The sequence below is a fragment of the Streptosporangium sp. NPDC000509 genome (assembly GCF_042898365.1).
Lineage (GTDB): Bacteria > Actinomycetota > Actinomycetes > Streptosporangiales > Streptosporangiaceae > Streptosporangium.
The window spans coordinates 275450-286960 of sequence record NZ_JBIAYX010000007.1 but is presented as its reverse complement, the minus strand read 5'-3'; the positions used below and the strand labels follow the sequence as shown (position 1 = coordinate 286960).

Annotated in this window: 9 protein-coding genes; 6 read left to right on the top strand and 3 right to left on the bottom strand. The window is 60.0% G+C overall.

The window, feature by feature from the left end; genetic code table 11:
* Nucleotides 1-192 precede the first annotated feature (192 nt).
* Nucleotides 193-432 carry a hypothetical protein gene (locus ACFY3D_RS15650; protein ID WP_389979895.1) on the bottom strand — a complete coding sequence of 80 codons (240 nt, stop codon included), beginning with the start codon at nucleotides 430-432 and terminating at the stop codon, nucleotides 193-195.
* Nucleotides 433-686: 254 nt separating this feature from the next.
* On the opposite strand from ACFY3D_RS15650, the gene ACFY3D_RS15645 reads away from it, so the two are divergent.
* The gene (locus ACFY3D_RS15645; protein WP_389979892.1) at nucleotides 687-1421 is read left to right on the top strand and encodes an ABC transporter ATP-binding protein; all 735 of its coding nucleotides are present in this window, start codon (nucleotides 687-689) and stop codon (nucleotides 1419-1421) included.
* Nucleotides 1422-1960: 539 nt separating this feature from the next.
* On the top strand, nucleotides 1961-3580 hold the full coding sequence (locus tag ACFY3D_RS15640) for a hypothetical protein (RefSeq protein WP_389979889.1): 1620 nt from the start codon (nucleotides 1961-1963) through the stop codon (nucleotides 3578-3580).
* A gap of 104 nt (nucleotides 3581-3684) precedes the next feature.
* Here the strand turns inward: ACFY3D_RS15640 and ACFY3D_RS15635 are convergent, their stop codons facing one another.
* Nucleotides 3685-4287: an ATP-binding protein gene (locus tag ACFY3D_RS15635; RefSeq protein ID WP_389979886.1), complete on the bottom strand. Its 603-nt coding sequence runs from the start codon at nucleotides 4285-4287 to the stop codon at nucleotides 3685-3687.
* Nucleotides 4244-4633, bottom strand: coding sequence for a hypothetical protein (locus ACFY3D_RS15630; protein ID WP_389979883.1), 390 nt, complete (start codon nucleotides 4631-4633; stop codon nucleotides 4244-4246). Before ACFY3D_RS15630 ends, ACFY3D_RS15635 begins: the two co-directional genes overlap by 44 nt.
* A gap of 721 nt (nucleotides 4634-5354) precedes the next feature.
* Between ACFY3D_RS15630 and ACFY3D_RS15625 the strand changes: the two genes are divergently transcribed.
* The 4 genes from ACFY3D_RS15625 (at nucleotide 5355) to ACFY3D_RS15610 (ending at nucleotide 11182) form a co-directional block, all read left to right on the top strand.
* Complete coding sequence (locus ACFY3D_RS15625) at nucleotides 5355-6203, top strand: helix-turn-helix domain-containing protein (RefSeq protein ID WP_389979880.1); 849 nt, start codon at nucleotides 5355-5357, stop codon at nucleotides 6201-6203.
* A gap of 13 nt (nucleotides 6204-6216) precedes the next feature.
* Nucleotides 6217-6420, top strand: coding sequence for a DUF397 domain-containing protein (locus ACFY3D_RS15620; protein WP_389979877.1), 204 nt, complete (start codon nucleotides 6217-6219; stop codon nucleotides 6418-6420).
* Between the two features lie 605 nt (nucleotides 6421-7025).
* Entirely contained in the window at nucleotides 7026-8003 is a 978-nt protein-coding gene (locus ACFY3D_RS15615; protein WP_389979874.1) for a hypothetical protein, read from the top strand.
* Nucleotides 8004-8140: 137 nt separating this feature from the next.
* A complete protein-coding gene (locus ACFY3D_RS15610; protein ID WP_389979872.1) occupies nucleotides 8141-11182 on the top strand; it encodes a DUF3427 domain-containing protein in 3042 nt (1013 codons plus the stop codon).
* Nucleotides 11183-11511: the final 329 nt, after the last annotated feature.

Genomic DNA, 11511 nt, shown 5'->3' with positions numbered 1-11511 from the left:
TCCGAACGCAAAGAACTGGTCAAGGTCCACTCGGACAGAGGATCATCCAGCGGCTGAAAAAGTAAAGCTGATTGGAATTTCGGTCACCGCGTTACGGTCTTCATGTCGGAGCTAATTTGCCAGTCAATGGAAAATGTCCTGATGAGGCCAGTTTTGGCCGGGTTTATACAAGTTGTGTTGACTTCGAGTTGATCAAATGTAAAGATCAGTTTCGAATCGTCTAGCTGTGGGCGGAAAGCCTTGGGACGCCTCCGCCCACAGCACATCTATCGATGCAAGAAGGAGGATACCTGTGATGAGCAGGTTCAAGCGACCCGTAAGGATGCTTGCCACGTTGGCGGGCATGGCCTTGGCCGGTTTCGCCGTGGCGCCCGTCGCGAGCGCATACGCAATCAACGTGACGAACAGCAGCGGATCCGCCCAGTCATACACGTACGGCTCCAACGTTGTGCGCCTCGTGAACCACTGCTGGGCTACCAACCCGTGCCATGTCTACAACCAGTACTACCGGAGTGCTGCTCCCAGCACCCTGCGGTCATACGAACTGAACGGTTCGGATGGTGCTTATGTCGACAGCAACACCGGTTCTACCGTTACCCAGCTTCGAGCATGTGAGACCATCCCTGCCTGGCCCGATGACTGTAGTTCCTGGGGATAATTAGTATCTGAGAGAAGATGCCGGGCAAGTGATCGATATCCTTGCCCGGCATCACATTTATATGAAAGTGTGGTACGAGTTGGATAACGCTCGGCGGTCGCCGTTGCTGCACATCAAAAACCTCAGTTATTCGACCGCAGGCGCAGAAATCTTCAACGGACTCGACCTGAGCGTCCGCGAAGGTGAGTCAGTGGTTCTTTGTGGGCCCAGCGGGTCAGGGAAGACTACTTTACTATCCTGTATCCTGGGCCTCGTCAAGCCTAAAAATGGGAGCATCTGGGTAGCCGGGGAAGACATTACTAAATTATCTCGTAGGCAGCTTGCTTTTTGTCGTCGGAAGTATATTGGAATGGTATTCCAGTTTGGTGAGCTACTTCCTGAGTTATCCCCTGTTGAGAATGTTGCGCTTGCCGCCCTACTCTCGGGGGTTGACCGTAGATCGGCATATCATTCGGCCCAGGGTCTCCTCGCCGACCTTGGCGTTCCAGTCGGCGAAACGCCGACCGCCTATCTTTCCGGAGGCGAAAGGCAGCGAACGGCTGTAGCCCGGGCGCTGATCACAGGAGCGCCACTCATCCTCGCCGACGAGCCCACGGGTGCGCTGGACCAAGGCAGTAGGGATTCTGTCGCTGATCTTCTTTTCGAGCTGCCGAGACGGCGGCGATGTGCGCTGCTCATCGTGACGCATGACCAGGCCATCGCCGGCCGGGCTGATCGCAGATTTGACCTGGTGGCCGGCTGCCTTACCGGGGGCCGGGCATGAGACGCCGCACGCTGTGGCACCAACTGCTGTGGATAGGCCTTACGGCGGGAGGGCGCTCGCCGGGAAGCAAATTACGATTTTCTGCCCTTGTCGCTGCCGCAGGCATCTTGACCTTGGTTTTCATGTCAGGCCTTGCGGTCATTGCGACATACGATGGATGGGATCAGCGTAATATAGCGCGGGGCGCAGAGATAGCAAGAGCCGGAAAAAGCCCTGTAATTGCTCTCTACAAACCGGTTAACGACTCCATCGGCACGAGCCCTTATCAGGTTGTGTACATAGAACCACGATCGTCTGATACCTCCCCACCACCAGGGCTTCCCCGCTGGCCAGAGCCAGGTGAGGTGTTCCTCTCTCCGGAACTGATACGTGTCGGCGCGTCAGAGGGAATCACGCATCGATATGGAAAATTCTCAGGAGTTATAAGCCCCGACGGGCTCTCCACTCCTTCAGAACGATTCGCTTATGTGCGACCGACCGTCGCCCACCATCAAGGCTGGTTCAAAATCACGCGGATCGGCTCGACACGGTCTACGCCTATGGGGGACTCGCTAAATCGTGTACCTGCCGGCCAGCTTCTTGGCACGATCAGCCTCACCCTTGGCGGCGCGGCAATCGTTTTGCTTGTCGTTGCCGCCCGTTGTGGCTCGGCCGCCAGAGACAGGCGCATCCATCTGCTGACAACACTCGGTGGGAACCGCTGGCATCAGTCGGTGGTCAATCTTGGCGAGGCTTTCGTTCCTATCTTTATCGGCACGATCCTGGGAATCATTCCATATGCGATCATGTCAATATGGAATGTACGTATACCCATGATTGATCAAGTCGTCGACTCTGCTGATTTGAGTGCATGGGTATGGATGGCGCCACCGGTTGCGTTTGTCGCTTGCGGATTGATGTTGTCCGTAGTCGTAGGACTTCATCAGACCACCGTGGACGGAAAGAGCACACGACCTCGAATGTTCGCCGACGCGATTCCCCGGTGGCGACTCTACGTCGGCCTCCTGGGGTTGATCGCGATCGTGAGCACTCCTTACCTTTCCAAGGTTTCGAGCTTTCTCGCCTATATCGGTGGTACGGCTCTGCTCTGGGGCATGTTGCCTTCCGCCGCTGGTGTGTTGATCCGACGGTGGGGGAAATCCGCTGCATCTTTCGGCGTATGGGCGGGCCGTGGTGATGCGCTGGTCGCGGGCCGCTGGGCCCATGCCCGCCCCGGAGTCGTCGTCCGACTTGTAGCGGTGGTCATCATCGGGCTTGGTGTGATCACCCAATCCCAGGTTTGGTCGAGTCGCTTGGGCGAATCAAGCCAGAACGCCCAGATTATGCAGCGGCAGCTTCAGGATTCGGTGTTATTGGTAACCCCTCAATCGATCACATCTGCAGCGTTGGACATGTTTGGACGCTCTCTCCCGAGGACTGCAAACATATTCTCAGTGACCCGCGGGAAGCAGCCTACTGATACGTCCGTCCTCCGCGGATCGTGTGAGGCTATTCGATCCCTCGGGATCACATGTCCCGCAGCTTCATTCCGTATGGCGGACGGAGACGTTCGTGCTGCGATTCTTGGACAAAACATCGGTTACAGCGGTGATGTCGAGATCCAGGAAGAGGACGTGCTCAGAAGTGCGAGAACAGCCGACGGAATTGCTGTGATCTCTCCATTGGGTTCGGCGGACCTAGTTGCGCAGGTAAAGGAGACGGCTCACAAGGCTTTCGGAATGGCTCAAGTGGAACGGCCTTATGACAGCTGGCTCCTTGGCGCCGATCGATTGGCAAGTATGGCCGACTGGGTGAGGTTGCTCACCGTCCTCATGCTGGGAATTCTATTTCTCGCCGTAGGCTTTAGCTCGGCCGCTGAGTTTCTTGTCTTCACGACTGCGGTCGCGCCGTTGGCGATCCTCAGTGAGCGGCGGAGATTCTTAGTCGGAATCGCCCTCTGGAACCTGACCGTACCTACGGTGATTGCTGTCGTCTTCGGAGTATTCGTGGCTGTCTGGCAGGGGTCATTCTTCATAGCAATGACAAACGCCGGAGTATTCTCCTGGAGCTTGCTCGCAACGAGCATGGCAGGGGCGCTGGCGCTGGCCGTCGCTGTCGGTCTCATCGGCGGCGCGGGAGCAATACGAGCCAGTTCCCGTTGGCGCCCTGTAGCCGACTGATTCAACGTTCCCTAGCTCCCGAAACCGGGACAGGAGTTGTCGGATCGTTCCTGCTCAGGCATGGCGGCGCTGTTTCTCCAGGCTCGCGCCGCCATGCGGGTCTGTCAGGTGAGTTCGAACCAGATGACGGTTCCTGTGGGGTCGCGGTGGAAGCCCCAGCGGGTGGCGAGTTCGTTGACGAGGAGGAGTCCTCGGCCGCTGGTGGCGCCTGGGCCGGAGTTCCTGACGCTGGGGATCTGTGCGGAGCCGGGGTCTTGGACGGTGATGATGACGCCGTGCGGGGTGAAGGCGACCGTGACGACGAACTCCGATGGCCGGTTGTCGCCCGCTGTGGTGTCCGCGGTTCCGCTGTCGGTCGCTCTGGCGCCGACTGGTTCGGTGCCGACCGGCCGGGTGTCGGTCGGTCTGGTGGAGTGTTCGACGGCGTTGGTGGCGAGTTCGCTGGTGAGGAGGGTGGCGTCGTCACGGAGTGGGTGGTCGTCGCCGAGGATGTCGGCGACGAAGGCGCGGGCGTTTCTGACCTGGTCGGGGGTGGTGGGGAAGCGTTGGGAGATGACGGGGGTGTGGTTCGGCGTCGTCGACCAGCCGGGGATCCGGCCGGGGTAGGGCGGCCAGATGGTGGCAGCCGGTCCGTTGGGGTTGTCGGTCGTTGGCCGGAGTCGGTCAGTGAGCACCCCGGCGAGTACGGACAGCAGTCGTGCGGTCATCCCGGTCACCTCCCTTGCTGATGGTCTCGTTGTGCTGGTCGCCTTCGGTGACCCCGAGGTCCTTGTCGGTTGTCCGGTGTGCCTGTTCGGGGTGGGGGTGGAAGTCCTCGATGTGTTGCATCCGGGCGGCGAGTTCGGCGGGGGTGTCGGCTTCGACGAGGCCGATGCGTTGGCGGTATCGGGTGGGGGAGAGTGCCCACCAGCGTCCGGTGGCGTGGCCGTACCAGGGGCGCCAGTCGGGGAAGCGGAGCGTCAGGGTGCGCAGCGCGCGGGGGTCGTCGCCGGGTTCGTGCCGGAGATGTTCCGCGTCCGCCTCTGCCTCTGCCTCGATGGGAGGCGCGCTCATGCCGTCACCCACTTCCGGTGCGACTCGCGCCTGCCGGGCCGCGTACCCGGCGGCGATTCGCGTCCGTACGGCGGGGAGGCCGGTCGCGCGTGGCGTCCCCGGATGGTGGGAGAGCCGGTGAGGGGGTGGCTCGGCGGGCGCGGGGTCACGGTGGCTGGTGCGGGAGGCGCGGGCAGTCGGCCGCACAGGCCGAGGCGGCGCCGGGCCGTCATACGAGTACAGACCTGGGCCGAGGTGGGCTGCTCCCACAGGTGCCCGGGCCGGTGCGGCAGGCTGGCGGCGTCGTGCGCGTACGGGGGATGACCGCACCAACGACAGCCCAGGGGTGAGGGCGGACGCTTGGCATGCCAACGGACTCGGATGATCTTTATGGCTCTACTAGGGTTGAGCACAGTTTGCACCTCCGGTGTGCAGGCGAGGTTCTGCCAGGCGACGCCATTCGCCTGGCAGAACCGTTTTCTTCAGCGCCCTCGGCCTATTGGTAGCGCCGAATCAGCTGAGCTCATATCGGCCCATTTGGGAACAAGCTCCGAAAGCTTCCGAAGAGTTCAAAAGGTGCGCTAGGCAATAGTCACACCTCCATCACTCTCGGTGATGGATACTCTTCACATAGTGATGGCTGGCCGCAGAATTTTCAAGGCCAAGATTTCATCGCCGATATTGTCTGGTTTCAGCAGTTAAATTGGGTGATTGGCTCATTTAAGGCGTGAAGAGAGGTCCAATGATCGGCAGTCCTACCGTCAAACGACGACGTCTGAGCGCTGAGCTCATTCGGCTACGCGAGCAAGCCGGTTTCACTCATGACGAAGTTGCCAAGCGCTTGGAGTGGTCACGAGGCCGCCTCACCCATATGGAGCAGAACAAGTGGGTTCTGCCTGATATCGGCAACATTCGTCTCCTGCTGGACCTCTACAACGTCATCGATCCCGCTGTGCGCGAGGCGATACTCGACCTCGCTCGGCAGTCCCGCGAAAAAGGTTGGTGGGCCAAGTACAAGGACGTGTTCGGTGGCAGCCTTCCCGGCTTCGAAGCGGAAGCAACCCAGATCCGCACCGTCGAACTCGTGACCATCCCGGGCTTGCTGCAAACAAGCGCCTATGCCACGGCGATCTTCCAAGCCGGACAGGTCCTTGACCAGGCCGCTGTGCGACGGCGCGTTGAGGCACGCTTGGCTCGGCAGGCGATCCTCAACCGCGATAACCCGCCCCAGCTCTGGGCTGTCATCGATGAGGCGGCACTGAGGAAGATGGTGGGCGGTCCAGCCGTCATGGCTGAACAGCTCGCACACCTCGTCAACATGGCGAGGCACCCCAACATCACCGTGCAGGTGCTGCCCGACTCGACCGGTGCACATGCGGCGATGGGCAGCGGGTTCGTTGTCCTGGACTTTATGGGTGATCTGGATCCATCACTTGTCTATCTGGAGACACCAACAGACAATCTCTTTTTGGAGCGACCAGAGGAGGTCCAGGCATATGCGCTCATGTTCAATCGCGTGGTGGCGGCTGCTCTGACCGTCGAGCAGTCCGTGCACTACGTGACTGCCCTGGTTGATCAACTAAAGCAGTAGGAGAGGTACAACTGTGGACCGAATCACCCCCGTACTCACCTGGCGCAAGAGCAGCCAGAGCGCTCAGCAGGACAACTGCGTAGAGACGGCAAAGCTCCCCGACGGTGGCCGTGCCGTACGGGACAGCAAGGACCCGAATGGGCCGGTGCTGCGCTTCGCCGGCGCCGAATGGCAGACCTTCATCGGCGGCATCAAGAGCGGATCATTTGAGATCTGATTAACCGAACGGCAGCTCAGCTAGACCTCCTGCGAAAGCACCTCTACTGCAAGATTTATCGAAATCCGGTAGAGGTTAATTTCGCAGGAGGTATTTTTGTTTCAACGCGGGCGGCCGTGAGGTCCTGCCCTAGTTTGGGTGTGCGCATGGAGGCTTTCCCGCGCAGTTGACACGCCTTGGCCGGTTCACCTGCCTCGTTCGCTTGGTGAGTCCTCGCCTCAGCGTGGAGGGCTGAAAGCGGCCCGAGGTTGCTCGCGAACTGGGTGACTTCGTCCGATCATTACAAGAGTTAGCCCTGTCCTCCCTGAGGTCCACCGTCTCGTACGACGATGCCCAAGCGGTTGGTGAGCTGGAGGGCTATGGCCGGGCGACCTAATCGGGCAGAGGAGGCGCGCGATGGTGCTCTCTGTGAGTGCTGCGGGGCATCCGCCGGATTTCCTACATGATCTACAAGGTGCTGCTGAGGCATCTGACGCCTCCTGCACTGTGGTCGACGCTGCTGAGACGAGCATGTCCGCAGGTCAGTACCTATCCCCAGTATGCGGAAATATTAGAACTAAATTCTTGTGATCTTTACTGTCGGTGGGGGCGTCTAAAGTCACCATATGACCGATATGTCGATCAGCCCCGGGCTGATCACTACGCGTGCTGACATGAAGAGGGTCTTCGGTGGTGGGCCGCAGGGCGGCATCGTCCCCTCTGCCACGACATCAAACGTTCTGCTCTACTCAGACCCTCAGGAAGGGGAGCAGTCGGGGTACTTCGATGGATGGCTGGCTCAAGAGGACGAGCAGGGGGCTATCTTCGAGTACACCGGCCACGGCCAAGCTAACCAAACATTTGAAGGGCGGGCGGGCAACAGTAATCGAGCAGTCCTCCACCATATTGACGACGGCCGCGCGCTTCGCGTCTTCAAGGCTGTAGGTACAGTTCCTGGGTCCGGCACCAAGCGGCAGCGGTATATCGGTGAGTTTGTGCTGGATCTCGAAGAGCCTTATGTCATCCGACAAGCGCCGAACAAGGAGAATATGCTTCGTCGGGTGATTGTCTTCAGGATGCGTCCGGTTGGAGTAGTTCCCCGAAATAAGCTGGACGATATCCCTCCGGCGGAAAAAACAGAAGCTATCGCTATCCCGGCCGATATCACGACAAGTGTGATGGTTGAGCCGGAGACTAGTAAGAAGACGTTAAGCTCTCGATCGGCAGTTCCAAAAACAACGTCAGAGCGGCGAGAAGCAAAGCTTTCGGCTGATTTTCAGGCGTTCTTGGAAACTCAGCACCACCAGGTGAAGCGCTTTCAGATCAGGGTGAAAGGGCTCACGTCCGTGTTGCTCACCGATCTGTACGACGCCACGGCTCACGTGCTGTACGAGGTAAAAGGTAACAGCTCGCGACAGTCGGTACGCATGGCGATTGGTCAATTGCTGGATTACCGTCGTCATGTCACTCCTGCCTGTCCGGCGGTTGCTATTCTGCTACCAGAAAAGCCGAAAGAAGATCTTCGGGATCTCTTGGAGTTGGAGAAAATCGCCCTGGTTTACCGGGATGGCGATAATTTTGTTGGCTATCCAGTCCAGTCATAGTCGTGTTCTTTGAATGACGAGTCGTGAATCCGAAAATAACGATCATGGCGTCTTGTGTGCAGTGGGGTGCTGCGTAAGACGAGGAGTTTGACGATTACGCAGCAAGAGGTCTCAGGTGCTGCTTAGATTGCTGGTTTATGAGTGATCTCGCGCCTGGGGCATACGAACAGATCGTCACGCACGCTCTGGACAGGCGCCTGCGCGCGCTTCCGGACGAGTTGGTAGAGGTCACCTCCGTTGAACAGGCGGTAGCGGAGGACTACCTCGTACGGCACATTGCCGCTCTGACACGTCATGCCTTGCGTGCTGCCAAGTCTCCTGAGCAGCAGATTGACCGGGCGAACCACATCGCTGAGGCGATCATCAACGGGTTTCTCGACAGTGAAGACGCGGAGGAACGGGTCGTTCAGCCTGGGCAGTTGCTTACCGAAGTACGGCAGCCATCGGGAGTTCCTGGGCGGCCGGAACCGTTGGTTCGGCCTGAGACTCCGCTTTCTGCCAGCGCCCTCCTCGTAAACGGACGAGGCCAGCCGAGCATCGGCACCGAGGTCATGCGGGAGTTCGCGACTGCCGACCGGGTGGATCTGATCTGCGCCTTCATCAAGTGGTACGGCCTGCGTCTCATTGAAGGGCCGATCAAGGAGTTCATCGCCAGAGGCGGCGAGCTCAGGGTGATCACTACGACATACATCGGGGCAACGGACAGGACCGCGCTGGATCGCCTGGTGGATCTCGGTGCCAAGGTCAAGATCTCGTACGAGACGCTCAGCACCAGGCTCCACGCTAAAGCGTGGATGTTCCATAGGAACACCGGCTTCTCGACCGCGTACGTCGGCTCGTCCAACCTGTCCAAGGCCGCGCAGTTGGATGGCCTGGAGTGGAACGTACGGCTCACCCAGGTTGAGCAGGCCCATCTGCTTTCAACGTTCACCGCTACCTTCGAGCAGTACTGGGCCGATCCAGCGTTCGAAGACTATGACCCGGCCCGTGACGGGTCCCGGTTGGCCGAAGCGCTCAAGCGTGAGGGTGGGGCGATCCCGGTTGATCTGCCCCTGGAGATCGCCGCGCTGGATGTGCTTCCGCGTTGGTATCAAGCCGAGGCGCTGGAAAAGTTGGAAGCCGAGCGCGAGGTGCATGGCCGTACGCACAACCTGGTCGTCATGGCGACCGGTACGGGCAAGACCGTGGTCGCCGCGCTCGACTACCGAAGGCTGGTCGAGGCAGGCAAGGCCGACAGCGTGCTGTTCGTGGCTCACCGAGACAGCATTCTGACCCAGAGCATGGCCACCTTCCGGCAGACGCTCCGCGACGGGGAGTTCGGGGAGAGGTTCGTCGCGGGGAACCGACCGAAGAAGTGGCGACATGTCTTCGCTTCGGTCCAGTCGCTGGCGAACGTCAACCTTGAAGAACTCGATCCAGCCCGATTCGACATGGTGATCGTGGATGAGTTCCACCATGCGGAGGCTCCCACGTACCGGAGGCTGCTAGAGCATTTCAAGCCGTGCTATCTCCTTGGCCTGACTGCTACTCCTGAGCGAACCGACGGCATCAACGTTGGAGCGTTCTTTGATGGACGGATCGCCTACGAGCTACGCCTCTGGCAGGCACTTGAACAGCAGCTTCTTGCTCCGTTCCACTACTTTGGCATCCACGATGAAGTGTCCCTAGCCGACGTAGCGTGGCGCCGCGGACACTACGACGAGAAGGCTCTCAGCGATCTCTACACCGGGAACCACGCCCGGGTCCGTCTCATTCTGCAGGCTGTCAAGAACAAGATCGCTCACCCTGGCGAGATGCGTGCCTTGGGCTTCTGCGTAAGCGTTCAGCACGCCAGATTCATGGCTGATCAGTTCACCAAGCACGGCATCCCTTCCCTGGCCGTGACTGGTGACACACCACGAGATGAGCGTCGTGCCGCCGTACAGCGCATGAGGAAGCGCGAGATCAACATGCTGTTCACCGTGGACCTGTTCAACGAAGGCGTGGATATCCCAGAGGTGGATACCGTCCTCTTCCTGCGCCCCACGGAGAGCGCCACGGTTTTTCTGCAGCAGCTCGGTCGAGGCCTACGTCTTGATCCAGGTAAGACGTGTCTCACCGCACTGGATTTTGTCGGGCACCAGCGGGCCGAGTTCCGCTTTGACCTGCGGCTGTCTGCGCTCACGGGGGTGTCTCGGCGCAAGCTTCCCGGAGTGTTGCCCAACCCCACCCTCCCCGCTGGGTGCCACCTCCAGCTCGACGACGTAGTGACCGAGATGGTCCTCGACAACGTACGCCGAGCTCTTCGCCTCTCCTGGAAGGACCTGATAGCTGAGCTTCGCTCAATGCCCGAGATTTCCCTCGCCGAGTTTTTGGCCGAGACGGGTCATGAGCTCGAAGACCTCTATCGTTCCGGCCGAGGCGGTTGGGTTGGGCTGCGCCGTCAAGCTGAGAATCGCCCCATCGCGGATGAGGAAGCCGACCGCAAGCTTGGCCGGGCGATCGGCCGCCTTCTTCATGTGGACGATCCTCTGCGGCTGGCTCAGCTTCGCGGAGACGCCGTTGAAGATCAACGTCTACGCGCGATGCTGCACGTTGCTCTGATCGGTGGAAACGTGTCCTTCGATGGAGGGGACACTGTCCTGAAACTGCTGGCTGATCACCCTCAGCGTGCCGAGGAGCTACGGGCTATAGCGTCAATCCTGGAAGAGCGCATGCACCGGGTCACTCGGGAGATCGCCGGCCTGCCGCTGCGCCTACACGCTCGATACTCCAAGAACGAAGCACTGGCAGCTTTTGGCGTCGACCGTCCTGGGAACGTTCGCGAGGGCGTCAAGTGGATCCCCGAGGCGAAAGCCGACGTCTTCTTCGTGACCCTACGCAAGACCGAGGGTTTCTCCCCGAGCACCATGTACAACGACCGAGCGATCAGCACAACGCTCTTCCACTGGGAGTCGCAGAGCACCACCCGCGCATCCTCACCAACCGGCCAGCGTTACATCAACGGCGGCTCAACTGTGCACCTCTTCCTCCGCGAGTCCAAGGACGAGGACGGCTCCCTCGGCGCCCCACCGTTCTTTTACGCAGGACCGATGACATACGTGTCGTCCAAGGGCGAGCGACCAATGCAGATCATCTGGCGGCTGGCCTACCCCCTCCCCGCAGACATCTTCCAGCAGGCAAGCCTTGGCACTACCTGAGCCAGGTATCGAATCCCCGTGCTCCAATCTCGGTGCTTTCGGATCCGTCCTGCCCAGGATGCGGACGGTGAGCGCTCGCGCGGCCGGATGTGGGAAGGGGATTCGGCGGGACCTGGAGGTTGTGATTCCGGCTGGTATGCCTTTCTGACGTACATTCGCCTTCTACACGAGGGTTGCAGGCCGGTTCATTCGCCGCACCCGCTGACGCTGAGACGACCTCCCACCCCGTAACCGCGAGCGGGACTACCGTCGAGGCCATACAAGCCGCTGGCCTGACAGTCATTCTCGAAGGTGGATCCCCACCGGCGAATGCAGCCAGTGCTACGCGG